This is a genomic window from Microbacterium sp. 10M-3C3, assembly GCF_003931875.1.
Classification (GTDB): Bacteria; Actinomycetota; Actinomycetes; order Actinomycetales; family Microbacteriaceae; genus Microbacterium.
In genome coordinates, this window is sequence record NZ_CP034245.1 from 2843385 (window position 1) to 2868838 (window position 25454).

Consider the following 25454-nt stretch of genomic DNA (forward strand, 5'->3'; position numbering starts at 1 on the left):
CGGGCGCGCGAGGCGAGACGAAAGGGGCGTCGCGATGGCAGCGTCGCCGGCGCGCCGGGATCTCCGCCGGCGGGTGCTCTCGGCCCTCGACACCGCGTGGGACGAGCTCCGCGAACTCACCACCTCCTCGCCCGCCCGCTTCGCGGTGATCGTCTTCGTGGCGCTCATCCTGCTGTTCACGGCGCTGTTCTCGCTGCCCATCGCCGCAGCCGACGGCCAGCGCGCCCCGTTCGCCGACGCGCTGTTCACGGCTGTCTCGGTCATCTGCGTGACAGGCCTGTCGACGGTCGACATGTACTCGTACTGGTCACCGCTCGGGCACGTCATCACCTACATCGGCGTGAACGTCGGCGCGCTGGGCGTCCTCACCCTCGCGAGCATCCTCGGCCTCGTCATCTCCAAGCGACTGGGCCTGCGCGCCAAGCTGATCGCCGCCGGTGACTCCAATCCGCTCCGCGTGCACGGCGGGCCCGTCAACGAGGGCCAGACCGTGCGCCTCGGCGAAGTCGGTCAGCTGCTGTCCACCGTCGCGCTGTCGACCCTCGTCATCGAGGCCGGCCTCACGGTACTGCTGTACCCGTCCCTGGTCATGGCCGGCGTCGACCCGATCGCGGCCCTGTGGGAGGCGCCGTACTACGCCGCGATGGCGTTCACGAACACCGGCTTCGTTCCCAACTCCGACGGCCTCGTGCCCTTCGCGGACGACTACTTCCTCCTCGGCGTGCTGATGGCGGGAGTTTTCCTCGGATCGATCGGATTCCCGGTCATCTTCACGCTGTGGAAGCACTACTGGCACTTCCGGCGCTGGTCGCTGCACGCGAAGCTCACCGTCATCACGACGGTGATCCTCTTCTTCGCCGGCGCCGGGGTCATCCTCCTGCTCGAGCACAGCAACCCGCGCACGTTCGGGAGCATGGACGCGTGGGACACGACGTTCCAGGCGTTCTTCGTCTCGGCGATGACTCGCTCGGGCGGATTCTCCGTCGTGCCGATGGGAGACCAGTACGGTTCGACGCTCGTGGTGGAGTCGATGCTGATGTTCGTCGGCGGCGGCTCGGCGTCGACGGCCGGCGGCATCAAGGTCACGACCCTCGCGGTCCTCGCCCTCGCCGTGTGGTCGGAGGCGAAGGGCCGCCCGTCGGTCGAGGCCTTCGGCCGCCGCATTCCGAGCGACGTGCAGCGCGTCGCGCTCTCGGTCGTCGCGTGGGGGGCGACGATCGTCGCGGTCTCGACGGTCACGATCGGCCAGATCACGCAGGCGCCGATCGAGAAGGTGCTCTTCGACGTCATCTCCGGCTTCGCGACCGTGGGCCTGTCGACGGGCCTGACCGCCGAGCTCCCCGACCCGGCGGTCTACGTCCTGGCCCTCACGATGTTCATGGGCCGCATTGGTACAGTGACTCTCGCCGCGGCGGTGGCCGCGACCAGCCGATCGCAGCTGTACGCGCTGCCCGTGGAAAGGCCCATCGTTGGTTGACCGCATCCGGAGCGACGCCCCCGTCCTGGTGATCGGACTCGGCCGTTTCGGCGCCGCGTGCGCGGGCGAGCTCGACCGGCTCGACCGCGAGGTGCTCGCGATCGACGAGAGCCTCGACCTCGTGCAGAAGTGGTCGGAGCGCGTCACCCACGCGGTGCAGGCCGATGCGCGCAACATCGACGCGCTCAAGCAGATCGGCGCGCAGGACTTCCAGGTCGCCGTCGTCGCGGTCGGATCGCTCATCGAGGCGTCGGTGCTCATCACCGCGAACCTCGTCGACCTCAAGGTGCCGCAGATCTGGGCGAAGGCGGTCTCGCAGTCGCACGGCAAGATCCTCGCCCGCGTCGGCGCGAACCACGTCATCTACCCCGAGCGCGAGGCCGGCGAGCGCGTCGCCCACCTCGTGAGCGGGCGCATGCTCGACTTCATCCGCTTCGACGACGACTTCGTGCTGGCCAAGATGTACCCGCCGAAGTTCATCCGGGGCGTGGGCCTGAACGAATCGGGCGTGCGGACGAAGTTCAACGTCACGGTCGTGGGCGTGAAGAGCCCGGGCAAGCCGTTCCGCTACGCCGAGGCCAACACGGTCGTCACCAACCACGATCTCATCATCGTGTCGGGCACCAACTCCGACATCGAACGCTTCGCGGCCCTCGACCGCTGACCCGGCTCAGGCACCGGCGGCGCCGCGGCAGCGGCAGCGGCCACGGCCGCGGGCCGGCACGTATTCAGGCCGGCCGCCGTCCGGAGCCCCGCGGGCCGGCACATATTCAGGCCGGCGGCCGTCCGGAACCCCGCGGGCCGGCGGAAACGCGCAGACCGAGGCCGCGCCGCGGTCGGCGCAGCCTGAATACGTGCGCTTACGCCAGCGAGCACCGCAGCAGAGGACGCCGGGCCGGCGCACGCCGTCTCCACGCACGAATTCAGGCTGAGCCCGAGGCCCCGAGTCCTTGGGCGGCGGAATCCCGCGGGCGCCACCCGATGCCCGCGGCGCGCAGCCTGAATACGTGCGGCATGGGGCGTGTCAGGCGCCGGCGGCGAGTTCGCGCGCGCGGGCGAGCGCCGCATCCGTCGCACGCCCGAACAGCTCGTCGAGGTGCGCGTCCTGCAGCACCGCGACCGCGCGCTCGGTCGTGCCCTTGGGGCTCGTGACGCGGCGCCGCAACTCGGCGGGGTCCTCGCGAGTCGCGTCGAGCAGGGCGGCCGCGCCGATGAAGGTCTGCTCGGCGAGCACGCGCGCCTCGTCGGGCGCGAACCCCTTCGCCTCCGCCGCGCGCGTGAGTCCCTCGATGAAGAGGAAGACGTACGCCGGCCCCGACCCCGAGATCGTCGAGAGGGCGTCGATCTGGGCCTCGGGGAGCTCCACGACGACCCCGACCGTCTCGAACAGACGTCGGACGACGGCGACGTCGTCGGCGGATGCGGCGGCCGAGGCCGCGAGGCCCGTGACCGCCTTCCCCACGACGGCGGGCGTGTTGGGCATCGAGCGCAGCGCCACGGCGTCTGCGCCGAGGATCTCCGCGAAGGTCGCGAGCGTCACGCCCGCCGCGAGGCTCACGACGACAGTGCCGGGCCGCAGGTGCGGCGCGATCTCGCGCAGCAGGTCCGGCACCATCGCGGGCTTGACCCCGACGAGCACGATGTCGGCGGATGCGGCGGCACGCGCGTTCGCGTCGGGTTCGTCGGCGAGCGCCACGCTCTCCACGCCCGCGAGGTCCGCGAGGGCGGCGGCCTTCTCGGCCGTGCGGTTGGTGACGACGACGCGCGGCGCCTGGCCGGAGGCGACGAGTCCCTGCAGGATCGCGCCGCCCATCGAGCCCGCGCCGAGGATCGCGATCGGGGGGAGGAGGGCTGCATCCGTCATGCTGCGATCCTACGAGCCGGAGCGCGCGCGTTAGAGTCGGAGGGCAGGGCGCCGGAGCCTCGCGCACGCGACATGAAGGACGTTCCATGACTCTCTTCGACGGCATCACCTCCCGCATCGTGGAGACGGATCGGCTCAGCGTCCACGTCCTGCTTCGCGAAAGCGACGACACCGCGACACCGCCCGAGCGCACCGTCGTCTTCCTCCACGGCGTGCTCGGCTCGTCGCTGCTGTGGCAGGAGAACCTGCAGGACCTGCCGAGCGACATCCGCGCCGTCGCGGTCGACCTCCGCGGCTACGGGCGCACCGAGAACGCGCCCGTCGACGCGTCGCGCGGCGTGCGCGACTTCAGCGACGACCTCGCCGCGACGCTGACGGCGCTCGACATCCCCACCGCGCACCTCGTCGGCTGGTCGCTCGGCGGCGCCGTCGCGCTGCAGTACGCGCTGGAGCATCCGGTGCTCTCGCTCACACTGCAGGCGCCGATCTCGCCGTTCGGGCTCGGCGGCACGCGGCGCGACGGCTCGCGCCTGCACGACGACGACGCCGGCACCGGCGGCGGCACGGCGAACGCCGCGTTCGTGCAGCGCCTCATCGCGCGCGACCGGTCGGCGGATGCGGAGAGCTCGCCGCGGCGCGTCTTCCGTGCCGAGTTCGTCGCCCCCGGGTACACGAGCGAGCACGAGGACGTGTGGGTCGACGCGCTGCTGTCGACCTCGACCGCGGCCGGCAATTACCCCGGCGACTCCCGACCGAGCCCGACGTGGCCCGGATACGCGCCGGGGACGACGGGCGTGCTCAACGCGCTGGCGCCGGGCAACCTCGACCTGTCGGGCATCGTCGATGTCGATCCCCAGCCGCCCGTGCTGTGGGTGCACGGCGAGCTCGACGCGCTCATCTCCGACCGGTCGCTCGCCGACCCCAACGCGCTCGGCGAGCTCGGCGTGCTGCCCGACTGGCCCGGTGCCGACGAGGCGCCGCCGCAGCCCATGGTCGCGCAGACCTTCGACGTGCTGAGCGCGTACGCGGCGAAAGGGGGCGACGTGACCGAGCTCACGCTCCCCGGCGTCGCGCACAGCCCGCACCTCGAGCGGCCGGCGGCGTTCCGCGCGGCGCTGCTCACGCGCATCGGGTACGTCGGCGCACCGGCCGACCCCGCTCCCCCGACTGAGACCATCATCCTGCGGTCGGCGGACTGACTGTGGAGTACTGCATCTTCACCGAGCCGCACCTGGGCGCCTCGTACGACGATCAGCTCGCATTCGCCCAGGCCGCCGAGCGTCACGGGTTCACAGGCTTCTTCCGCTCCGACCACTACCTGTACGAGGGCGGGCCGGGTCTTCCGGGACCGACGGATGCCTGGACGACGCTCGCCGCACTCGCGCGCGAGACCCGCCGCATCCGCCTCGGCACGCTCGTGTCGCCCGTGACGTTCCGCCACCCCGGCATCCTCGCCATCCAGGTCGCCCAGGTCGACGCGATGTCGCACGGACGCGTCGAGCTGGGTCTCGGCGCCGGCTGGTTCGGGCGCGAGCACGAGGCGTACGGCATCCCGTTCCCGCCGCGGCGCTTCGACCTGCTCGAGGAGCAGCTCGCGATCGTCCAGGGGCTGTGGGCGACCCCCGTGGGCGAGCGGTTCTCATTCCACGGCGCGCACTACGCGCTGACGGATGCACCGGCCCTCCCCAAGCCCGTGCAGGACCCGGTGCCGCTCATCATCGGCGGCGGCGGGCCGCGGCGCACACCCGACCTCGTCGCGCGGCACGCGACCGAGTACAACCTCGGCTTTCCCACCGACGCCGAGATCGTCGAGCGCATCGGCAACCTGCACGCCGCGTGCGAGCGCGCCGGGCGCGACCCCGGCAGCGTCAAGCTCTCGATCGCGATGTCGACCATCGCCGGACCTGACGAGGCGACGATCGCCCGGCGGGCGGGGCGCATCGGCCGCACCGTGGAGCAGGTGCGCGACGGCGTCAACATCGTCGGCGACGCTGCGGAGATCGCCGAGCGCATCGACGTATACCGCTCGCACGGCATCGAGCGCGTGTACTTCCAGCTGCTCGACAACCAGGACGTCGAGCACGTGGACTACCTCGGCGAGGCCGTCCTTCCCGCCCTCCCCCGCTGACACCGGGCGGCAGCTCGCGCCGCTGCGCTTCAGGTGGCAGCTCGCGCCGCTGCGCCTCGAGTGGCAGCTCGCGCCGCTTGTGGGCGCCGCATCCGACCACCCTGCCACCTCAACGGGCCCGGCGAGCTCAGCGCCGGTCGGTGAAGAAGCGACGCAGGAGGGCGGTCGCCGCATCCGCCTCGACGCCGGCGACGACCTCCACGCGGTGCGGCAGGCGCCGGTCGCGGACGACGTCGTACACCGACCCGGCGGCGCCGGCCTTCTCGTCCCACGCGCCGAAGACCAGGCGCGGTACGCGCGCCTGGAGCACCGCGCCCGCGCACATGACGCACGGCTCGAGCGTCACCACGAGCGTGCAGCCCGCGAGGTGCCACGAGCCGACGGATGCGGCGGCGCGGCGGAGCGCGACGACCTCGGCGTGGGCGGTCGGATCGTGCGTCGGCTCGCGGAGGTTGCGGCCCTCGCCGATGACGGCGCCCGACCCGTCGACGACGACCGCACCCACGGGCACGTCGCCCGCCTCGCCCGCCTCCGCCGCGAGCTCGAGCGCGCGGCGCATCGCGGCGAGGTCGGCGGCGGTCACGGCGGCTCCGGTGGCGGAAGGGACGAACGGATAGCCTTGAGCCTATGCGCGTGCACGTGGCCGACCACCCCCTCATCACCCACAAGCTCACGGTGCTGCGCGACGAGCGCACGCCGTCGCCGGTGTTCCGTCAGCTGACGGAGGAGCTCGTGACGCTGCTCGCCTACGAGGCCACCCGCGCGGTACGCGTCGAGCCGCACGAGATCCGCACGCCCGTGACGACGACGATCGGCGTGCGGATCGGCGAGCCGCGTCCGCTCGTGGTGCCGATCCTCCGCGCGGGCCTCGGCATGCTCGACGGCATGGTCAAGCTCCTCCCCACGGCCGAGGTCGGCTTCCTCGGCATGGTGCGCAACGAGGAGACCCTCGAGCCGACGACCTACGCCGAGCGCCTCCCCGACGACCTCAGCGACCGCCAGTGCTTCGTGCTCGACCCGATGCTGGCGACCGGCGGGTCGCTCGGCGCTGCCATCGAGTTCCTCTTCCGCCGAGGGGCGCAGGACGTCACGGCGATCTGCCTGCTCGGTGCCCCCGAGGGCGTCGCCGCGATCGAGAAGCAGGTCGACGGTCGCGACGTCACGCTCGTGCTCGGCGCGCTGGACGAGCGCCTGAACGAGAAGGGCTACATCGTGCCCGGGCTCGGCGACGCCGGCGACCGCCTCTACGGCACCGTCTGATCCTCTCCCCGCCCCGCCCAGCGCAGCCCAGATCAGGCGAATCGGCCGAGATCAGTGCGATATCCGCTGGAAGGTGCTGATTCCGGCCGATTTGCCTGCGGGACGGAGCGAGCACGTGCGGCGATCGCGGAAGCGGCCGTGCACGCGCGGTACGTGCGCGCGCTGCCGGGCGTCGCGTGGGCGCAATCGGCGTGGCCTTCGCGGGCGGCGTGGGCGCCGCGGTCCGGGGGCGCGGCGGAGGCCGGCGGGAGCGCGGCGTGGCACTACTGGTGGAGCGCCTTCCTCCTGGATGCGGCGGTGTCGGCCGCGCGCGATCGCGCGTCGGCGCGACGGCGGCGCTTCGTGGGCGCGGTGGTGCGCGGCATCCGGATCCGCAACGGCGGGCTCACGCGGCGGACCTTCTGGGACGATCTCGCGTGGCTGGGCCTCGCCGCCGAGCGCGCCGGCCGCGCGCGCGTCGCGGAGCAGATCGCGGTGCGGCTGGCGGCGGCCGTCGATCCCGGGCTCGGCCTCGTCCCGTGGCACGTGGGGAGCGCCCTGTTCAACGCGCCCGCGAACGCCCCCGCGGCGCTGCTGCTCCTCCGGACGGGGCGGATCGACGCCGCCGTCGCGGTGCGCGACGCGATGCACGCGGCGCTGCACGACCCGGCGAGCGGGCTGCTCCACGACGGCGCGGCGCGCGACGGCCCCGGGCCGCGGATCGTGCGCGACCTCTACACGTACAGCCAGGGCGTCGCGATCGCTCTCGACGCCGAGCTCGCCCGGCTCACGGCCGACGCGCGCTTCGCACGGCGCGGAGCAGAGCTGCTCGCCGCGACGGCGACGTGGGCGGGCGGCGACGCCGTGCTCCCCGGCCGTGGCGGCGGCGACGGCGGGCTGTTCGCCGGCATCGCGGTGCGGTTCATCGCCGACGCGGCGACGGCGTTCGCGGATGCGGCGGCCGCCGGCACCGCTCCGGCCGCCGCGCGCGAGGCCGCCGCATCCGCCCGCCGGCTCGTCACGAGCAATGCCGAGGCCGTGTGGGCGACCCGTGCCACGGCCCTCGGCGCACCGCTGTTCTCCGCCGACGCGCGGCGATCGGCGGACCCTGCGCCCGGCGCACCGGAGCGCGACCTGTCGGTGCAGCTCGGCGCGTGGCTGACGCTCGAGGCGGCGGCCGGCCTCGCGCAGTGAGCACCGGGGGTACGGTGGCGATGTGTCCACCGTCGATCCGCTCCCCGATCGCCCCGCTCCCGACAACCCGCCCGGAAAGCTCGTGCTGCTGCGCCACGGCGAGACCGAGTGGTCGAAGCAGGGGAAGCACACCGGGCTGACCGACATCCCCCTCACCGCCCGCGGCGAGGAGCTGGCGCGCGCGGCCGGCGAACTCGTCCGCGGATACGCCTTCTCCCTCGTGCTGTCGTCGCCGCTGCAGCGCGCGCGGCGCACCGCCGAGCTGGCCGGGCTGCACGCCGAGGTGGACCCGCTGCTCGTGGAGTGGGACTACGGCGGCTACGAGGGCCGCACGACGCGCGAGATCCGCGAGGAGCTCGGCTACAACTGGAGCGCCTTCACTCACGGCGTCGTCCGGGGACGGACGCCCGGCGAGACCGTCGAGGAGGTCGCTGCCCGCGCCTCGCGCGTGCTGACCCGCGTGCTGCCGGCGATGGCGCACGGCGACGTCGCGCTCGTCGCGCACGGACACCTGCTGCGGATCCTCACCGCCGTCTTCCTCCGAGAGGCGCCGCGGTTCGGCGCACAGATCACCCTCGATGCGGGCTCGGTCTCGGTGCTCGCCTTCTACCGCGAGGCACCCGCGATCCTGTCGTGGAACTACGGCCCGCGGCTGCCGCTCGTCCCCTCCGAGTCCTGACGGCGGGCACTCGAGGCCTCGGAGCACGGACCAGGGCGGTCGCCGGCGCATCCGCCGCATCCGGGCGGGGATTTCGCACCCGGATGCGGCGATCGCACCCGCGATCGGACGGTATGGGCCGCGTCAGCCGACGAGGACGGGCGCGGGAACCTCGGAGCCCACGAGCCGCGCGAACGCGCTGAGGCGCGCGACCCCCTCGGGCGTGCGCGGCAGGTCGTCGAGCAGACCGGGCGAGAAGACGAGGTACGCCGCCTGCATCGCGCGCGAAAGGGCCACGTTGAGGCGGTTCTGCAGCAGCAGGAACTCCGGCCCGCGGGGGGCGTCGCGGCCGGACGACGCCGCGAGCGACACGATCGCGACGACCGCCTCCTGACCCTGGAACCGGTCGACGGTGCCGACGCGGACCGCCGGGAAGCCGGCAGCGGCGAGCGCCTCCTCCACCTCGACCTGCTGGGCGTTGTACGGCGTCACGACGATCACGTCCTCCGGCGCGAGCGGGCGCGGCGGCAGCATCCGCACCTCGCCGGTCTCGTCGTCGACCGACGTGTCGGTCCAGCCGCGTCCGACGACGTCGGCGACGAGCCGCACGACCTCGGCCGCCTCCTCGGGCGAGCACGTCGCGTTGCCGGTGTGGCGGAGCGGCACGGGGTGGACCCCCGGCTCGACACCCTCCAGGCGACGCAGGGCGGTGCCCGGATGCGACGCCAGCCGTCCCTCGTACGCGAGCCGCGACACCGGCCCGGCGACCCGCGGATGCATGCGCCACGTGCGGGAGAGGAAGTATCCGAGCTCGGGCGGCACGACCTCGGCGCCGTCCATCACCCAGCCGAGCGCCGACGTGTCCACCGGCGCGGGATGCGTGCCCTGGCTCACCTGCGGCAGCTGCTGCGGATCGCCCAGGAGCAGCAGGCGCGGCGATGCCACGCTCACCGCGATCGTCGCGGCGAGCGAGAACTGGCCGGCCTCGTCGATCACGAGCAGGTCGAGGCCGCCGCGGGGGATGCGGCCCTCGTGGCTGAAGTCCCACGCCGTGCCGCCGACGACGAACCCGCCCGACGGATGCTCCGCCACGAACGCGCCCAGACCGTTTCGCGGCAGCGCCGTGAAGGCCGTGTCGGCCTGCGGGTCTTTCGGCGTCTTCGCGACGAGCGCGGCGGGAACGCCGGCCGCGACGATCCGATCCAGCATGTTCTCCACGACCGCGTGCGACTGGGCCACGACCCCGACGCGGAATCCGCGCTCGGCGACGAGCCGGGCGATGACGTGCGACCCGACGTAGGTCTTGCCCGTGCCCGGAGGACCCTGGACGGCGATGTATCCGCGGTCGAGCGCCGCGACGCTGCGCACGATCGCCGCGACATCGTCGCCCGTGGCGGGCGTCAGCCCGCCCGGGATCCGCGGCGCGCGTCGCAGGAGCACGTCGGTCGCGGGGTCGTCGGGGAGCGCGGGCGATGTCGCGAGCACCGCATCAGCCCACCCGTCGATCGCGGACTGCTGACGGCCCGCGCTGGGCGGAGCGGCGGGCGTCAGGGCGAGCGGGAGCTCCTGCCACGTGAAGCCCTCGACGGCGGTCTCCTCGACGATCGCGCCGTCGTCGAGCACCTCGACGACGCGCACCCACTTGGCCGTGTGGATCCAGCGCGGCCGCGGCTGCGTCGGGAACGGCGCGGGCAGCTCGTACACCGCGAAGGGCTCGCCGCCCGCGCTCAGGCGCGTTCCCGGCGCGACGTCGCCGCGCAGCTCGACGACCCGGCGCTCTCCGCCACGCCCGGACTCGGGGATGTGCCAGTCCTCGACGACGCGCGAGCGCTCGGGATCGACGACGACGACGTCGCGCGCGTCCTCCCACACGGACACCGGTTCGCGCAGTCGCAGGAAGTGCGTCGCCCAGAACGACTTCGCCTCGCGCGGGTAGTAGTCGATCGCCGCGGCCGCGAGCTTGAGCGCCTCGGCCTCCGCCTCGGGCGCATCGGCCGCCCACCGCAGGAGGGCCGCGGCGCGGTCGGACTCGGTGTAGGCCACCTCATCGGGCTCGAGACCGCGCGCGGGCACGAGGCCCGCCTCGCGGGCGCGGTCGACGAGCCAGTCGCGCAGGCGCCGGGTCGACACGCAGTCGTACCGGTTGTAGTCGGCGAGGTCGGCGAGGATCGCCTCGGCGCCGGCGGTGTCGCCGTCGTCGGCGAGCGCGCGCGCCTCGACGTACTTGACGATCGAGTCGTCGCCGCGCTGCACGTCGGACGTGCGCACCTCGTCGCCCATGTACAGCGGCTCGAGCTTCTTGATCGAGTACGACCGCGAGCCCACGCGCAGCGCGCGGCGCACGATCGGGTACAGGTCGACGAACACGCCCTCGCGCAGCAGCCGGTCGACCTCCGCCTCGCGCACGCCGTAGCGCGCCGCCATCGTGAGGAGGTGCGCCGGCTCGTACGGCGCGTAGTGGTAGATGTGCATGTCGGGGTACCGGCCGCGGCGCAGCGCCACGAGGTCGAGGAAGCGCTCGAGCGCTTCCTTCTCATGCGCGAAGTCGTGCGCCCACAGCGCCGTGTAGGTCTCGTCCATGTCGACGAGGCCGAACAGGTAATCCAGTCCCCACTGGGTCGCGGCGCCCTCGGTGTAGAGCGGGTCGCCCTCGAAGTCGAAGAACAGGTCGCCCCGGTCGGGCCGCGGCAGGGCGCCGAGAGCCTTCGGCGCGACGACCTCGTAGACCGGCACGACCGGGGCTTCCGTATCCACGGGTTCGGGCGTGCGCAGCTGCAGTCGCGCCTGCGTGCGCAGCGACGCGAACGTGTCGGCGTTCATGCCGGCGACCGGGGTGGATGCTGCGGCGAGCGCGTCGATCGTGTCGATTCCCGCCGCTCGCAGCCGCGTGCGCTGCACGGGCCGCATGCCCGCGACCAGCAGCAGGTCGCGGTGCGCGAGCACCTCCAGCTCGCACGTCGCGCAGCGACCGCACGCGACGACGCCGAGGTCTCCGCGCGGGTCGCCCCACGCGATCGGATCGCCGGCGGCCCCGAGGTCGACCCGGCGGTCGGCGATCAGCGCACGCAGCCGCGCACGGCGCAGCTCGAAGACCGGAAGGATGTCGTCGACGCGGTGGCTGCTCACCGTGCCGTCGCCGAGCAGCAGCTCCACGGTGTCGGCGCGCGGCACACCCAGCCGGTCGAGCTGGTCGACGTAGGCGGCGAGCTGCATGAGCGCGGTCACGCGGGCGTGACGCGCGAGCTTCGTGTCCTGCACGAGCCACGCGCGAGGCCCTTCGACGGGTCCTTCGGCGGGCTCGGCGAGCGGGGCGCGGACGAGGAAGTCGGCGAAGCCGACGAAGTCGTCCGTCGCGAAGGCGGCCTGGTAGACGACGTCGGCCGACGAGTCCAACGCCGCGCGCGTGAGCTGGACCGCCGCGCCCAGCGCGTCGGCATCGGACGAGCGGGTCTCGGGGATCTCCACGACGCCGTCGCCGAACCGCGCGACGTAGTCGGCGAGCACGCGCCGCTCGTGCGCCGTTCCGAGCCGACCCGCGCGCTCGAGCGTCGCGTCTTCGGGCTCCTCGACGGCCGGCACGCGCCCGAGCTTCGCGTCGATGGCGCGGAGCCACGCGAACTCGCACTCGGCCGCCGCCTTCAGGTCGCTCGCGCTCCAGACGATCCGGCCTTCGTCTTCGATGTACCGCATGTTCCCCTCTCGTCTTCGACCCTAACCGGGGTCTCCGACACCGCCGCAGGCGCGGCGGGCGAAGGGAAGGGCGGGCGGACGCCGCGCGTCCGCCCGCCCTGGGAGTGGCGGGTCAGCCCGCCGTCGCGCTGTCGTACGCGCGCTGCGCCGCGGCCTGTGCGTCGGCGAGGGCCTCCTCCGGCTCCTTGTCGCCGAGAAGCGCCGCGGTGATCGCGTTGTTCAGCTCGGTCTGGATCTCCTGACCCGCCGGCGAGGAACCGAACGAGGCGCCGTAGCCGACGACGTCGTAGTACGTCGCGATGACCTGGTCGAACCCGGCGCTGCCGGTGGGCACGACGTACTGGTCGCGGATCGCCTGGTCGGCCTCGGGCGAACCCGTGAACAGGCCGGTGTTGATGCCGCCGTTGCTCTTGAGCGTGTCGGCGCGGGCGGCGCCGGCGGCCATCCACGCGTCGGTCGAGGTGAGCTGCGTCATCCACGCGCACGCGGCGGCCGGGTTCTTCGCGCCGGCGGGGATGACGAACGCGGTGCCGGATGCGACGGAGAAGGGCTGCCCGTCCGCGTTGCGGAAGGGCACGGCCTGGATGTCGATCTGGTCCTTGTACGGCGAGAGCACGTTGGGGTACCACTGCGCGTTCACCTGCGCGGCGACCTGGTCGGCGACGAACTGGTTGTTGTCGCCGAACGTGTCGAACGAGTCGGAGAAGCTCTTGACCGCCGCGAAGCCGCCCTGAGCATCGGTGATGCGCTTGAGCGCCTCGATGCCGGCGACGTTGCTCGGGTCGTCGAGGGTCGGCGCACCGTCGTCGTCGGTGAGCCGCCCGCCCATGCCGAGGATCCACAGGCCCCCCTGGCCGGTGGCGACCGGGTCGAACCCGAGGCGCGTGGGCACGCCGCCGCTCTCCTGATAGAGCGCGCCGATCGCGGTGAGCAGGCCGTCCATGTCGGACGTGTCGAACTGCTCGGGGCTCACGCCCGCCGCGTTCAGCGCGCGCATGTTCAGCAGGATCGCCGGCGGCTGGTAGAACTGCGGCACCGCCCACACCTTGTCGTCGTAGGTGACGTCGTCGACGACGTTCTGGTACCAGCGCTCGCTCGGCGTGACGTCCTGCGCCTCGAAGCACGCGTCCAGCGGAAGGATCAGGCCCTGCGCGGCGTAGGTCGTGACGTAACGCCGGTCCATCTGCACGACGTCCGGCACGTCGCCCGAGGCGATGCGGGTCGTGAGCTTCTGCGCGTCGAACGCCGTCGCATCCAGCGTGATGTCGACGTCGCCGAGCTGTTCGGCGGCGAAGTCCAGGCGCGACTGGCCGACGTCGTCGGCGTTCTCGAAGCCCCACGCCTTCAGTTCGCCGCTGGGGGTGGCGGAGTAGTCGACGTCGTCGCTGGAGGTGTTCGAGCCCCCGCCGCCGCAGGCGGTGAGGACGGCGAGCGCCGAGACGGCCCCCGCGACGGCGAGGAGCGAGCGCGTGCGATTCATGTGTGTTCCCTTCTCGGCGCCGACGGCAGCCTCACCGCCGGCGAGCGCCGGCCGAGAAGTGGCCACAGCCGACGCCCGAGTGAACCCTCCCCGGATGCGGTTCACCGAGACGGTTGACAATGCGACGTCCTCCGTGGGTGAGGTCAGCCCTTCCGGCCCTGCGTCGCGACGCCCTCGATGAAGTACCGCTGCCCGAACGCGAACAGGATGAGCATCGGGAGCGTCACGAGGAGCGAGGCGACCATGACGTACTGGTAGTCGCCCTGGCCGCCCGCGGTGGGGCTGTACTTCGTCATCGCGTAGGCGATGCCCAGCGGCGCCGTGAAGTCCTCGACCGAGCCGGCGTTGAGGTAGATCAGCGCCGCCTGCAGGTTGTTCCAGCTGGCCTGGAACTCGAACAGGAACACGATGACGAACGACGGGATCGACAGCGGCATCGCGATGCGCCAGAACAGCCCCCACGCGTTGGCGCCGTCGAGGCGCGCCGCCTCGAACAGCTCGCGCGGCAGGCCGAGGTAGAACTGGCGCTGCAGGAAGATGTAGAAGGCCGAGCCGAAGAGATTCATGCCCCACAGCGGCACCCACGTGCCGAGGAAGCCGGTCTCCTTCCAGATGAGGTAGATCGGGATCATCGTGACGGCGCCGGGCAGCATCATGGTCGCGAGCACGAGCCCGAACATCAGCGAGCGCCCCGGGAAGCGGAAGTACGCGAAGCCGAACGCGACGATCGAGCTCGAGATCGCCACCGTCCCGGCGGCCAGGAGCGCGATCGCGACGCTGTTGAACATCCAGCTGAGCAGCGGCAGCTGATTCCACACCTCGACGTAGTTGCCGGGCATCCACGTCTCGGGGATCAGCCGGTTGTCGAACACCTGCCCGCGGGGCTTGAGGCTCGCCGCCAGCAGCCACACGAACGGGTAGAGGAACAGCAGCGCGAATCCGACGAGGATGACGGTCAGCACGACGCGGCCGGCGAGGGTCTTCGGCTGCCCGAGCGCGCGGCGCCAGCGCGATCGGCGCGGCGGCGCGACAGCGGGGGCGGCGATCTCGGGAGCGGCCTGGGCGACCCCGGGGGTCTCGAGCGACGTGGCCATCAGCGGTCTCCCTCGTAGTAGACGAATCGGTTGCCGAACTTCACCTGGATGAGGGTGACGATGAGGATGAGGACGAACAGCAGCCACGCCATCGCGGCGGCGAATCCGAAGTCGAACTGACGGAACGCCTGCTGGAAGAGGTAGATCGCGTAGAACAGCGAGGCCTCCGGCGACGCGTTGCTCTGGTCGCGCCAGAACAGCACGTACGCCTGGTCGAAGATCTGGAACGCCGCGATCGAGAGCACGATCACGTTGAAGAACATGGCGCCGGAGATCATCGGCAGGGTGATCGAGAAGAACTTCCGGATCGGCCCGGCGCCGTCGATCGAGGCCACCTCGTAGAGCTCGACGGGCACGTTCTTCAGCGCGGCGAGGAAGATCACCATCGTGCCGGCCACCGTCCACAGCGCCATGATCACGATGCTCGGCTTCACCCACGCCGGATCGACGAGCCACTGCGGGCCGGGAAGTCCCACCGCGCGCAGCGCCTGGTTGACCGCGCCGCTGTTGCCGTTGAGGAGGAGGAAGAAGACGGATGCCGTCGCCACCGCCGGCGTCATCTTCGGCAGGTAGTACAGCGTGCGGAAGACCCCGGCGCCCCGGCCGACGCGGTTCAGGAGCATCGCCAGCACGAGGGCGAAGATGATCTCCAGCGGCACCGCCATGACGACGTAGAAGAGGGTGTTGCTCAGCGACACCGCCACACGTGGGTCCTCGAACAGGCGCGCGTAGTTGTCCACGCCGACCGGCCGCGCGGAGTTGGTGGCGAGGTTGTAGTCGCTGAAGGAGATGAAGAGGCTGTAGGCCATGGCGCCGGCCGTGAAAATGAGGAATCCAATGATCCACGGGGAGATGAACAGGTACCCGGCGAGCGCCTCGCGCCTGTTGTAGCGATCGCGCCGATGCACGGGTCGAACAGTGTCCGTCATGGCGCCGGACGGTAGAAGCGCTTCTCGGGACCACCAAGGCCCTTGTGGAACCACCCCCTTCCGTGCTTCGGTGACCGATTGCCCGCTTCTCCGAGCCGGTCGAGGCGCCCGGGCGCGGGGCCCGCACGCCTGACAGGATGGGGATCGTGAACTCGTCACCGACGTTCGAGAGCGTCTACCGCCACGGCTTCGCGCGCGTGGCCGCCTGCACCGTGCCGGTGGCCGTCGCCGACCCCGCAACCAACGCCGACGCGATCCTCGCCACGGCGCACCGGCTCGACCAGGACGGCGTCGCCGTCGCCGTGTTCCCCGAGCTCGCCCTGTCCGGCTACGCGATCGACGACCTCGTGCTGCAGGACGCGGTGCTCGACGCCGTCGAGGCGGCGGTCGTCGCCATCGCCGCCGCATCCGCAGACCTGCGTCCGGTGCTCGTGTTCGGCGCGCCGCTGCGCCACCGCAACCGCCTCTACAACTGCGCCGTCGTCGTGCACGGCGGGCGCGTGCTGGGGGTGGCGCCGAAGTCGTATCTGCCCACGTACCGCGAGTTCTACGAGCGCCGGTGGTACGCGCCCGGCGACGACCAGCGCGGGCAGTCGCTGCGGCTGAGCGGGGTCGACGTGCCGTTCGGCCCCGACTTGCTGTTCGCGGCGACGGATGTCCCGGGCCTCGTCGTGCACGCCGAGGTGTGCGAGGACATGTGGGTGCCCGTGCCCCCGTCCTCGCACGCGGCGCTGGCCGGGGCCACCGTGCTGCTGAACCTGTCGGGCAGCCCCATCACGATCGGGCGCGCCGACGACCGCACCCTCCTCGCCCAGTCGCAGTCGCTGCGCTGCCTCGCCGCCTACGCGTACGCCGCGGCGGGGCAGGGCGAGTCGACGAACGACCTGTCGTGGGACGGGCAGACGATGATCTACGAGGGCGGTCAGCTGCTCGCCACGACCGATCGCTTCCCCGACGGCCCGCGCGAGAGCGTCGCCGACGTCGACCTCGACCAGCTGCGTCAGGATCGCCTGCGCCAGGGCACGTTCGACGACAACCGCCGCACCGGCACGCCCGACTTCCGCACCGTCGCGTTCGAGCTGCAGCCCCCGACGAGCGACATCGGACTGCGCCGGCACCTCGATCGCTTCCCGTTCGTCCCCGACGACCCCGCGCGCCTCGCGCAGGACTGCTACGAGGCGTTCAACATCCAGGTCTCGGGCCTCGAGCAGCGCCTCACCGCCATCGGCGGCCCGAAGCCCGTCATCGGGGTCAGCGGCGGCATCGACTCCACGCACGCGCTGCTCGTGATCGCGCGCGCGATGGACCGGATGGGCCGGCCGCGCAGCGACATCCTCGCCTACACGATGCCCGGGTTCGCCACCGGCGAGACGACCAAGCGCAACGCGATCGCCCTCGCGGAGGCTCTCGGCGCGCGCATCGAGGAGATCGACATCCGCCCGGCGGCGCTCGAGCTGCTCGCGAAGATCGGCCACCCGTTCGCCGCGGGCGAGCCCGTGCACGACGTGACGTTCGAGAATGTGCAGGCAGGACTGCGCACGGACTACCTCTTCCGCCTCGCGAACCATCACGGCGGCCTCGTGATCGGCACGTCCGACATGTCCGAGCTGGCGCTCGGCTGGGCGACCTACGGCGTCGGCGACCACATGAGCCACTACGCCGTCAACGTCGGGCTCCCCAAGACCCTCATCCAGCACGTCATCCGGTGGGTGATCGCCGCGGGCGAGGTCGACGAGGCCAAGGACGTGCTGCAGGCGGTCCTCGACACCGAGATCAGCCCCGAGCTCGTGCCGGCCGACGCGTCGGGCCGGATGCAGTCGACCGAGGACCGCATCGGCCCCTACGCGCTGCACGACTTCACGCTGCACCACGTGCTGCGCTTCGGCTTCCGGCCCTCGAAGATCGCGTTCCTCGCGCACCACGCGTGGCGCGACGCCGACGCGGGCGACTGGCCCGCGGGCTTCCCCGCCGACGCGCGGGAGGCCTACGACCTGCCGACGATCGCGCGGTGGCTCGAGGTGTTCCTGCAGCGCTACTTCGCGTTCGCGCAGTTCAAGCGCTCCGCCATCCCCAATGGGCCGAAGGTGTCGCCCTCTGGCTCGCTGTCGCCGCGCGGCGACTGGCGCGCCCCGTCGGACGGCAACGCGCGGGCGTGGCTCGCGGAGCTCCACGCCGCGCTCCCCGACGTCTTCCGCTGAGCGGGTCCGCGGCGCAGCGGATCATGCTCCGGCGTGCGTCCCCCGGCCGCCTGCGGCGGCCTCCCGCCAGTCCCGAAGCCCGCACGCTCTCCGCATGATCCGCTGCGCCGCTGACGCGTACGTCTGCACGCCGGACTCCCGCGACGCTCCTCCTTGAGGACTAGTCGTGGAGGCCGACGCGGTCGGGGATGTCGAACGGGAGCCCCGGGAGCCACGTCGCCGGCTCCGGCCACGGCCGCGACGTCGGCAGGGCGCGCAGCAGCTGCCGCAGCGCCTGATCGCGCGGCGACGACGGCGCCGAGGCGGGCAGCACGCGCCGGGGCGCACGGGCCCCGAGCGCGCCGCACCACCAGTGCCGCCACGTCGTGTCCGCCGCATCCGGGTCCAGCACGATGTAGTAGTCGGGCATGATCGCCCGCCCCTCGGCGAAGTCGGCGAGCGCCGACTCCACCTCGATCTCGAGCGTGCCGAGGGTCGCGCGCTCCTCGTACAGCTCGACCCACGCGGCCGCCACGTGCACGAGCGGGTCGGCGTCGTGCACGACCCAGGGGGCGGATGCGGCGGCGATGCGCCGCGCGGCGATCGCCGGTTCGCTGTCGGTCAGGCGCAGGGTGTCGACCCCGCGCAGCCCCTCGAGGGTGTCCAGGGCGTCGTCGGATCCGCCGCCGACGATCGCCACGATCGTTCCGCTTCGCGATGTGTGCGCCATGCTCCACGGTACGACGCGTGCTGCGAGGTTGTCAGCATCGGCACGGTCCGAGCAGCGCGGGGCGATGCTTTGGACCCGCTATCCTGAGCGCATGGAGCACGACGCCGCCCGCCGCCCGATCCTCGGCGCCGTCATCGGCTTCGTGCTGGGCGCGGTGTTCCTCGCGCTCGCGGGCATCGCGTTCTTCCTCGGCGGCGGGCCGTTCGTCGCGGCCATCGCGCTCGTGGGCGGTCTCGCGACCATCGCCGCCGGCATCGTCGTGCTCGTGCGACGATGAAGACATCATGATCCCCGAGAACGATCCGAAGAAGCCGTCCCCCGCCCGCGTCGGGATCTGGATCGTCGTGGGCGCGATCGGGGCGTACATGGTCGTCTCGGGCGTCATCGGAGCCCTGACCGCCGGCGGCTGAGCCCGTCACGACCGCACGCCGCGTGCGCTCTGGTCGGCGAGAATGAACGGGTGAGACTCCTCGTCGCCGCCCATGCCGCCGAACTCGGCGCGTTCGAGAACGACATCCCCGGCTTCGACCGGCTCCTCACCGGCGTCGGAAAGCTCCGCGCCGCGTACGAGCTCACCCGGGCCCTGGATGCGGCGAGCTACGACGAGATCGTCGTCGTCGGGACGGCGGGTGCCGTGGACGACGACCTGCCGGCGGGCATCTACGAGATCGACGGCGCCGTGCAGCACGACGTGAAGGACCTCGACGGCGTGCTCGGGCAGCACTTCTCCCTCCCCACCCGCGTGGACGTGCAGCCGGAGGGCGTGACGATCGCCACGGGCGACCACTTCGTCGACGACGCGGCCGCGGTCGCGGTCATCCGCGGGCTCGGCGCCCGCCTCGTCGACATGGAGTCGTACGCGTACGCGTGGGTGGCCTCGCAGTTCGGCGTGCCGATCCGCATCCTCAAGGCGGTGTCCGACCGCGCGCAGGACGGTGCGACGCAGCTGTGGGACGACGTCGTGGCGGAGTGCTCGCGGCAGCTGCGCGAGCGCCTCCGCGCCGATTACGGCGTCTGATTCGCGCTGGCCGGCGTCACCGGCTCGCCGTGGCGCTTGCGCACCGCGAGGTCGACGACGCCCGCGATGAGCGCGAGCCCGAGGAAGATGCCGACGGCGATCATGCCGAACGCGTACGCGTCGTGGAAGACGGCCAGGTCGGCCTTCGCTCCCTGCTCGCGATACACCGTCGCGTAGAACAGCGCGAGCGCGACGGCGGTGCCGACGGCCGTCCCGACGCGCTGGCCGAGCTGGCCGATGGATCCGGCGACACCGCCCTGGCGCACGGGGATCTCCGCGAGGGTGAGCGTCTGGTTCGGCGACACGACGAGCCCGCCGGCGAATCCGCCGAGCAGCATGACGCCCGCGATCGCCCACGGCGTCCACGCCTCCGGCGTGAACAGCACGACGAGCACCAGCGCACCGACCGTCGCGAGCATCCCGACGATGCCCCCCACCACGAGCGGCCGGCCGAGACGGTTCACGAGATTGCCGCCGATCCACGACGACCACGCCGACACCACGGCGAATCCGATCGTCACCATGCCGGCGAATACCGGCTGCAGGCCGAGGCCGCCCTGCAGATAGAGCGTCCCGAGGAGGAACATCGCGGGCGTGCCGGCGAAGTACGCCGAGGAGAGCAGGATGCCGTCGCGGTAGGACGTGTGGCGGAAGATCGCGAACGGGATGAGGGGCATCCGTCCGCGCGCGGCGTAGCGGTTCTCCCACCCGACGAACATCGCGATGAACACGACGCACGCGACGAGCGTCCACCACCGGTTCGGGTCGTCGGTGGGAGCGCCCGTCGTGAACAGGAACGGCCACATGAGCGAGACGATCGCGAGCCCGAACAGCACGACGCCGACGGGGTCGAGGTCGAGCTTGCGGTGCGAGCGCGTGCGCGTGTCGGGGAGGAAGAACGCGGCCAGGACGATGACGGCGACGGTCAGCGGCACGTTGATCCAGAAGATGAGCCGCCAGCCGTCGGTGTCGCCGCCGAGCGCGATGAGCAGGCCGCCGAGAGTGGGGCCGAAGGCGGTGGCGATGCCGATCGTCGCGCCGAACAGGCCGAACGCGCGACCGCGCTCCTTCCCCGAGAACAGCTGCTGCACGAGGCCGAGCACCTGCGGCATCTGGATGCCCGCAGCCACGCCCTGCAGGAGCCGGAAGATCAGCAGCAGCGTGCCGTTGGGCGCGAGCGCGCACGCGAGGCTCGCCACGAGGAACAGCGACAGGCCGACCACGAACAGCAGGCGGCGCGACCGCAGGTCGCCGAGGCGCCCGGCGGGCACGAGCACGAGGCCGAACGTCAGCACATACCCCGACACGATCAGCTGCAGCTCGGTCGGGCCGGCGTTCAGAGCCGTCTCGATCGAGGGCAGCGCGACGTTGACCTTCGTCAGGTCGAGGATCGTGATGGCCGCGACGGCGACGGCGATCCAGTAGGCCCGCCACCGATGGGTGGGCGTGAGCTCGATGTCGCGCGTGACGGGATGCGCATCGCGCGGGGCCGGGGAGGAGGGAACGTCGGGCATCGTCGTTCAGGTTACCGGCGCGCGAGGGCCCCCTGGCGGATGACGCTGGGTCCGTGGTCGCCGGCGGTGACGACCAGCTGCGCGGGAATCTGCTCCTTCATCGCGGCGACATGGCTGATGACCCCGACCGTCCGGCCGCCCGCGCGCAGCTCGTCGAGCGCGCGCATCGCGAGATCGAGGGTCTCCTCGTCGAGGGAGCCGAAGCCCTCGTCGATGAACAGCGTGTCGAGCCGGATGCCCCCAGCGCGGGCCGTCACGACCTCCGCGAGGCCCAGCGCCAGGGCGAGGGAGGCGAGGAAGGTCTCGCCGCCCGAGAGCGACTGCGGTGGCCGGGCCTGGCCGGTGAAGGCGTCGACGACCTCGAGACCGAGACCGGATGCGGCGCCCCGCGCTGCGAGGGCGTCGGAGTGCCGCAGGCGGTACCGGCCGGTGGACATCTCATCGAGGCGCACGTTCGCGGCGGCCACGATCTCTTCGAGCTCGGCGGCGAGGACGAACGTCTCGAGGGTCATGCGATGCGTGTTCGGCGCGCGTCCGGCGACGGTGTTCGCGAGCCGCGCGACGACCTCGGCCCGCTCGGTCGCCGCGGCGATCGCACGGTGGACGGCGTCGGTGCGCTCGGCGAGGTCGCGCAGACGGGAGACCGCCGCCTCGGCGCGCGTGCGGTCGGCGGCCGCGGCGGTGACCGCGTCGCGCGCGGCACGCACGGCCTCGCGGACGGGCTCGAGGTCGATCGGCTCGTCGGCGACGTCGGCGAGGGCGAGCTCCAGCTCGAGCAGCTGCTCGCGGCACGCGCGCAGCGCGGCGTCGTGCGCCGAGACCCGCTCCTCATCCGCGCGCCGCAGCTCCGGCGCCCGCCACGCCGCACGCACCGCGGCGGCGTCGGCGAAGGGCGAGGCCGCCAGCCGGGCGTCGCGCTCGGCGGCCGCGTCGGCGGCGAGCTGGTCGCGGACGGCCGCGTCGGCGACGGCGTCGCGGAGTGCGGCCAGGAGCCCGCGCCGGCGCCGCGCGTCGTCGTCGCGATCGCGGATGCTCGCGGCCTCGCCGCGCGCCGTCGCGACGCGGGCGCGCAGGGCGTCGGCGCGCTGCGCGGCGAGCGCGGCGTCCTGGCGGTGCGCGGCCGCTTCCGCCACGAGGGCGTCGCGCCCCGCGGCCGCGAGGGCGTCCGCCTCGGCGAGGGCCGCACGCTCGGCACGGAGCTGATCGACCTGCGCGGCGGCGGTCTCGGCGGCGCGGACCGCCGCGTCGGCGTCCTGGACGGCGACCGCGGCCGCGTCGGGCTCGGCGCCGTGGGCGCGCGCCGCGGCAGCCGCGTGGTCGGCCCGCGCGCGCGAGAGGGCCTCCGCGGCGGAGCGGTCGGCCTCCCACGCGGCGTCCTTGGCCTCGGCCGCTGCATCCAGGTCGCGGTCGGTCACCGACTCGCCCGACGGCGCGGCGGGACGGGGGTGCTCGACACTGCCGCACACCGGGCACGCCTCGCCGTCGGCGAGGTGGCCGGCGAGGTCGGCGGCGGCGGCGGAGAGCCGACGCTGGAGCAGGCGCGTGTGGGCAGCGCTCGCCTCCGACAGGGCGACGGATGCGGCGAGGGCGTCGTGCTCGCGCGCTGCGACGTCGACCGCCAGTCGCTCCGCTTCGACGGCGGCGTCGCGGCGCGTCCGCGCATCGACCAGGCGCTCGCGCGCCGCGTCGAGGCGCGCCGCCGCCGCAGCGGCGTCCGCCAGCCGCGCGTCGAGGGCGGCGAGGGCGTCGGGAACCGCGGCGCGCTGCGCGTCGAGCGCCGCCACGGCGTCTTCGGCGTCGGCCGCCGCGGCGAGAGCCGCCGCCGCGTCGCGTTCGGCGTCGGCGAGCTCGCGCTCGGCGGCGAGGCCGTCGGCGCACGCGGCCCGGACCGCCGCGAGATCCTCGTCGCGCGCGGCGAGCGCCTCCGCGGTCGCGGCCGTCTCGCCCGCCGCGCGCCACGCCGCACGCGCCGTCTCTGCCGCCTCGCCGGCCTGCGCCGCGGCCTCCGCGGCGCGCTCGGCGGCGTCGACCAGGTCGCGCACCTCGGCGGCCTCGCGGGCGGCGTCGAGCAGCACGCGCAGCGCGGCGATGTCGTCGGCCTCGGCCTCGAGGGCCGCGAGCTTCTCGCGCAGCGCGGTGCGCGCGGCCTGCGCCTCGGCCCGCGCCGTCGCCTCGCGCTCGGCCGCCAGCGCCGCGTCCAGCGCCGATTCCGCGCGGCCGAGAGCCTCGGCCGCGGTGTCCGCGCGGTAGGCGGCGCGCTCGGCCGCCCGCACGACGGCCTCCAGGCGCGCGGCGGTGCCGGGCGCCGCGCCGTCGCCCGGCGACCCGGCACCGGGCGATGCGTCGGGGAGCACGCCGTCGGCCGCGAGGCCGTGCTCGGCGACCACTCGCTCGGCGTCGTCGTGCAGCATCCGCACCCGCTCGAGATCGCTCTCCACCCCGCGGGCAGCCTCCTTGCGCATGTCGTCGAGGATCTCGGCGTACTGCTCGTACGTGCGCGTGCCGAAGAGGGTGCGCAGCAGGCCCTGCCGCTCGTCGTTGGTGGCGAGGAGGAAACGCGCGAAGCGGTTCTGGGCGAGCAGGATCACCTGCAGGAACTGCTGCTGCGAGAGCCCCAGCACCTCGTCGAGCTTCTCGCCCACGTCGCGCGGCCGGGCGGCGACGCCGGCCCACCTGTCGCCCTCGCGCACCTCGAGGAGCGCCTGGGGCGCCTGGGGCGTGAGCCCCGAGCCGTTCTTCTTCGGCCGGTCGTACTGCGGGGAGCGCGTCACGCGCCAGCGACGGCCGGCGGTGGAGAACTCCAGCACGACCTCGGTGGGGTCCTCGGGTGCGCAGTGGTCGCTGCGCAGCCGCTTGTCGGGCGTCTCGTAGCGCGGCACCCCGCCGTACAGGGCGAAGCACACGCCGTCGAGGATGCTCGACTTGCCGGCGCCGGTGCGTCCGGCGATGAGGAAGATGCCGTCGTCGGCGAAAGCGTCGAAGTCGACCGTCTGCCGCTCGCGGAACGGGCCGAACCCTTCGAGCTCGAGACGGTGGAGCTTCATCGGGCGCGCTCCGTCACCGCGCCGCCTCGGTGAGCGTGCGGACGTCGACGAGGTCGCGGATGAGCGACCGCTCGGCCTCGGTCGCGCCCTCGCCGGCGCGCACGTGCGCGAGGAACGCGTCGATGAGCTCGGCGTCGTCACGGGCCGCGCGCACGCGGGTCGCATACGTGCCCTCGCTGGCCGTGTCGGTGCGCTCGGGAGCGTGCACGACCGTCGCGCAGAACGGGAAACGCTGCTGCAGCCGGCGCATCGGGTCGGGCTGCGGCGTCGCGTCGGTGTAGTGCACGCACACCCATGCGTCTTCGGCGTGGGCGTGGCGGGGGTCGGCGAGGATCTCCTCGAGCGGACCGCGGAGCGTGACCAGGCGACGCGGGACGGGCAGCTCGAGCCACTCGACCGACGCCAGCCCGCCGGCGTCGAGCTCGACGAGCCACGACCCGCGCGGCTTGTCGCCCTCCCCGAAGCTGTAGTGCAGCGGCGCTCCCGCGTACCGGACGCGCTCGGAGAGCTGCGCACGCCCGTGGATGTGGCCGAGCGCGACGTAGTCGGGGCCGCCGAACACCGGCAGCGGCACGACGTCGAGCCCGCCCTGGCGGATCTCGCGCTCGACACCGGGCGTCGCGTCGACCCCGGCGGCGAAGCAGTGCGCGATCGCGATCGAGCGGCCGCCGCGCTCGCCGAGGTCGGCCCGCACCAGGTCCATCGCGTGTGCCATCGTCTGCGCCTGGCTGCGCAGCTCGACGCCCTCCCACGCGTGGCGGACCACGGCCGGCTCGAGGTACGGGATGCCGTACACGTGCACGGGTCCGTCGACATCCGCCACCGTGACCGGCGTGCCGACGGCGAGCGGGTCGGTGAGGACGGTGATGCCCTCGCGGAGGAGCGCCGCCTGGAACCCCAGCCGCGCGGCGGAGTCGTGGTTGCCGCTCGTCACGATCACCCGCGCGCCCGCGTCGGAGAGCGCGACGAGGGTGTCGGTGAGCAGCGCGTAGCACGCGGGGGCGGGGGCGGCGGAGTCGAAGACGTCGCCCGCCAGCAGGACGAGGTCGACGTCGTGCGCGCGCACCTGGGCGACGAGCGCGTCGAGCACCTCGCGCAGCGCATCGAGCGTGCCGTGTCCGTGGAAGGACCGCCCGATGTGCCAGTCGGAGGTGTGCAGGATGCGCATGCAGATCACGGTACGGCGGGCCCCCGACATCGCCGCGGAGGCACTCGGGA

Annotated in this window: 21 protein-coding genes; 11 read left to right on the top strand and 10 right to left on the bottom strand. The window is 73.2% G+C overall.

Annotation, left to right across the window (positions count from 1 at the left end):
• Positions 1–34 precede the first annotated feature (34 nt).
• Positions 35–1477: a potassium transporter TrkG gene (locus EI169_RS13840; protein WP_125132860.1), complete on the top strand. Its 1443-nt coding sequence runs from the start codon at positions 35–37 to the stop codon at positions 1475–1477.
• Positions 1470–2141 (top strand): TrkA family potassium uptake protein, encoded by a 672-nt coding sequence (locus tag EI169_RS13845; protein WP_125132861.1) that lies wholly within the window; start codon positions 1470–1472, stop codon positions 2139–2141. The genes EI169_RS13840 and EI169_RS13845 overlap by 8 nt, the downstream gene beginning before the upstream one ends.
• Positions 2142–2501: 360 nt before the next feature.
• Here EI169_RS13845 and proC read toward each other — a convergent pair whose 3' ends face one another.
• Positions 2502–3341 (bottom strand): pyrroline-5-carboxylate reductase, encoded by an 840-nt coding sequence (proC, locus tag EI169_RS13850; RefSeq protein WP_125132862.1) that lies wholly within the window; start codon positions 3339–3341, stop codon positions 2502–2504.
• A gap of 86 nt (positions 3342–3427) precedes the next feature.
• Here proC and EI169_RS13855 point away from each other — a divergent pair, with 86 nt between their 5' ends.
• Together EI169_RS13855 and EI169_RS13860 are read left to right on the top strand one after the other, a co-directional pair.
• Positions 3428–4540 (top strand): alpha/beta fold hydrolase, encoded by a 1113-nt coding sequence (locus tag EI169_RS13855; RefSeq protein WP_125132863.1) that lies wholly within the window; start codon positions 3428–3430, stop codon positions 4538–4540.
• Positions 4541–4542: 2 nt separating this feature from the next.
• Positions 4543–5469, top strand: coding sequence for an LLM class F420-dependent oxidoreductase (locus tag EI169_RS13860; RefSeq protein ID WP_125132864.1), 927 nt, complete (start codon positions 4543–4545; stop codon positions 5467–5469).
• 127 nt (positions 5470–5596) lie between these two features.
• Here EI169_RS13860 and tadA read toward each other — a convergent pair whose 3' ends face one another.
• The gene (tadA, locus tag EI169_RS13865) at positions 5597–6028 is read right to left on the bottom strand and encodes a tRNA adenosine(34) deaminase TadA (protein WP_125133493.1); all 432 of its coding nucleotides are present in this window, start codon (positions 6026–6028) and stop codon (positions 5597–5599) included.
• Positions 6029–6096: 68 nt separating this feature from the next.
• Here tadA and upp point away from each other — a divergent pair, with 68 nt between their 5' ends.
• The 3 genes from upp to EI169_RS13880 all read left to right on the top strand — a co-directional run bounded on the left by upp (position 6097) and on the right by EI169_RS13880 (position 8581).
• Positions 6097–6729 (top strand): uracil phosphoribosyltransferase, encoded by a 633-nt coding sequence (gene upp, locus EI169_RS13870; protein WP_125132865.1) that lies wholly within the window; start codon positions 6097–6099, stop codon positions 6727–6729.
• A 138-nt stretch (positions 6730–6867) separates the two neighbouring features.
• Entirely contained in the window at positions 6868–7902 is a 1035-nt protein-coding gene (locus tag EI169_RS13875; protein ID WP_164515504.1) for a glycoside hydrolase family 76 protein, read from the top strand.
• Between the two features lie 22 nt (positions 7903–7924).
• Positions 7925–8581 (top strand): histidine phosphatase family protein, encoded by a 657-nt coding sequence (locus tag EI169_RS13880; protein WP_240640462.1) that lies wholly within the window; start codon positions 7925–7927, stop codon positions 8579–8581.
• A 123-nt stretch (positions 8582–8704) separates the two neighbouring features.
• Here the strand turns inward: EI169_RS13880 and EI169_RS13885 are convergent, their stop codons facing one another.
• The 4 genes from EI169_RS13885 to EI169_RS13900 all read right to left on the bottom strand — a co-directional run bounded on the left by EI169_RS13885 (position 8705) and on the right by EI169_RS13900 (position 15753).
• Entirely contained in the window at positions 8705–12250 is a 3546-nt protein-coding gene (locus tag EI169_RS13885) for a TM0106 family RecB-like putative nuclease (protein ID WP_125132867.1), read from the bottom strand.
• 112 nt (positions 12251–12362) lie between these two features.
• Positions 12363–13730, bottom strand: coding sequence for an extracellular solute-binding protein (locus EI169_RS13890; protein WP_125132868.1), 1368 nt, complete (start codon positions 13728–13730; stop codon positions 12363–12365).
• Positions 13731–13873: 143 nt separating this feature from the next.
• The gene (locus tag EI169_RS13895) at positions 13874–14824 is read right to left on the bottom strand and encodes a carbohydrate ABC transporter permease (protein WP_125132869.1); all 951 of its coding nucleotides are present in this window, start codon (positions 14822–14824) and stop codon (positions 13874–13876) included.
• Positions 14824–15753, bottom strand: a complete 930-nt coding sequence (locus EI169_RS13900) for a sugar ABC transporter permease (RefSeq protein WP_125132870.1) — start codon at positions 15751–15753, stop codon at positions 14824–14826. Before EI169_RS13900 ends, EI169_RS13895 begins: the two co-directional genes overlap by 1 nt.
• A 146-nt stretch (positions 15754–15899) precedes the next feature.
• Here EI169_RS13900 and EI169_RS13905 point away from each other — a divergent pair, with 146 nt between their 5' ends.
• Complete coding sequence (locus tag EI169_RS13905; protein WP_240640463.1) at positions 15900–17951, top strand: NAD(+) synthase; 2052 nt, start codon at positions 15900–15902, stop codon at positions 17949–17951.
• A 160-nt stretch (positions 17952–18111) separates the two neighbouring features.
• Here EI169_RS13905 and EI169_RS13910 read toward each other — a convergent pair whose 3' ends face one another.
• On the bottom strand, positions 18112–18660 hold the full coding sequence (locus tag EI169_RS13910) for a hypothetical protein (protein ID WP_125132872.1): 549 nt from the start codon (positions 18658–18660) through the stop codon (positions 18112–18114).
• Positions 18661–18751: 91 nt separating this feature from the next.
• Here EI169_RS13910 and EI169_RS13915 point away from each other — a divergent pair, with 91 nt between their 5' ends.
• The 3 genes from EI169_RS13915 to EI169_RS13920 are packed head-to-tail and all read left to right on the top strand — an operon-like array spanning position 18752 to position 19678.
• On the top strand, positions 18752–18937 hold the full coding sequence (locus tag EI169_RS13915) for a hypothetical protein (protein ID WP_125132873.1): 186 nt from the start codon (positions 18752–18754) through the stop codon (positions 18935–18937).
• Positions 18938–18944: 7 nt separating this feature from the next.
• On the top strand, positions 18945–19070 hold the full coding sequence (locus tag EI169_RS16940) for a hypothetical protein (RefSeq protein WP_276312881.1): 126 nt from the start codon (positions 18945–18947) through the stop codon (positions 19068–19070).
• Positions 19071–19120: 50 nt separating this feature from the next.
• On the top strand, positions 19121–19678 hold the full coding sequence (locus EI169_RS13920; RefSeq protein ID WP_125132874.1) for a nucleosidase: 558 nt from the start codon (positions 19121–19123) through the stop codon (positions 19676–19678).
• Here the strand turns inward: EI169_RS13920 and EI169_RS13925 are convergent.
• From EI169_RS13925 to EI169_RS13935, 3 genes are read right to left on the bottom strand one after another with little or no spacing between them, the layout of a single operon-like run.
• Entirely contained in the window at positions 19666–21192 is a 1527-nt protein-coding gene (locus EI169_RS13925) for an MFS transporter (RefSeq protein ID WP_125132875.1), read from the bottom strand. The genes EI169_RS13920 and EI169_RS13925 overlap by 13 nt on opposite strands.
• A gap of 11 nt (positions 21193–21203) precedes the next feature.
• Positions 21204–24236: an SMC family ATPase gene (locus EI169_RS13930; protein ID WP_125132876.1), complete on the bottom strand. Its 3033-nt coding sequence runs from the start codon at positions 24234–24236 to the stop codon at positions 21204–21206.
• Between the two features lie 13 nt (positions 24237–24249).
• Positions 24250–25404: an exonuclease SbcCD subunit D gene (locus tag EI169_RS13935; RefSeq protein WP_125132877.1), complete on the bottom strand. Its 1155-nt coding sequence runs from the start codon at positions 25402–25404 to the stop codon at positions 24250–24252.
• Between the last annotated feature and the right edge of the window lie 50 nt (positions 25405–25454).

Coding starts and splice junctions, on each gene's coding strand:
- EI169_RS13840 (WP_125132860.1), top strand. CDS start 35: ATGGCAGCGTCGCCGGCGCGCCGGGATCTCCGCCGGCGGGTGCTCTCG.
- proC (WP_125132862.1), bottom strand. CDS start 3,341: ATGACGGATGCAGCCCTCCTCCCCCCGATCGCGATCCTCGGCGCGGGC.
- EI169_RS13855 (WP_125132863.1), top strand. CDS start 3,428: ATGACTCTCTTCGACGGCATCACCTCCCGCATCGTGGAGACGGATCGG.
- tadA (WP_125133493.1), bottom strand. CDS start 6,028: ATGCGCCGCGCGCTCGAGCTCGCGGCGGAGGCGGGCGAGGCGGGCGAC.
- upp (WP_125132865.1), top strand. CDS start 6,097: ATGCGCGTGCACGTGGCCGACCACCCCCTCATCACCCACAAGCTCACG.
- EI169_RS13885 (WP_125132867.1), bottom strand. CDS start 12,250: ATGCGGTACATCGAAGACGAAGGCCGGATCGTCTGGAGCGCGAGCGAC.
- EI169_RS13890 (WP_125132868.1), bottom strand. CDS start 13,730: ATGAATCGCACGCGCTCGCTCCTCGCCGTCGCGGGGGCCGTCTCGGCG.
- EI169_RS13895 (WP_125132869.1), bottom strand. CDS start 14,824: ATGGCCACGTCGCTCGAGACCCCCGGGGTCGCCCAGGCCGCTCCCGAG.
- EI169_RS13900 (WP_125132870.1), bottom strand. CDS start 15,753: ATGACGGACACTGTTCGACCCGTGCATCGGCGCGATCGCTACAACAGG.
- EI169_RS13910 (WP_125132872.1), bottom strand. CDS start 18,660: ATGGCGCACACATCGCGAAGCGGAACGATCGTGGCGATCGTCGGCGGC.
- EI169_RS13915 (WP_125132873.1), top strand. CDS start 18,752: ATGGAGCACGACGCCGCCCGCCGCCCGATCCTCGGCGCCGTCATCGGC.
- EI169_RS16940 (WP_276312881.1), top strand. CDS start 18,945: ATGATCCCCGAGAACGATCCGAAGAAGCCGTCCCCCGCCCGCGTCGGG.
- EI169_RS13925 (WP_125132875.1), bottom strand. CDS start 21,192: ATGCCCGACGTTCCCTCCTCCCCGGCCCCGCGCGATGCGCATCCCGTC.
- EI169_RS13930 (WP_125132876.1), bottom strand. CDS start 24,236: ATGAAGCTCCACCGTCTCGAGCTCGAAGGGTTCGGCCCGTTCCGCGAG.
- EI169_RS13935 (WP_125132877.1), bottom strand. CDS start 25,404: ATGCGCATCCTGCACACCTCCGACTGGCACATCGGGCGGTCCTTCCAC.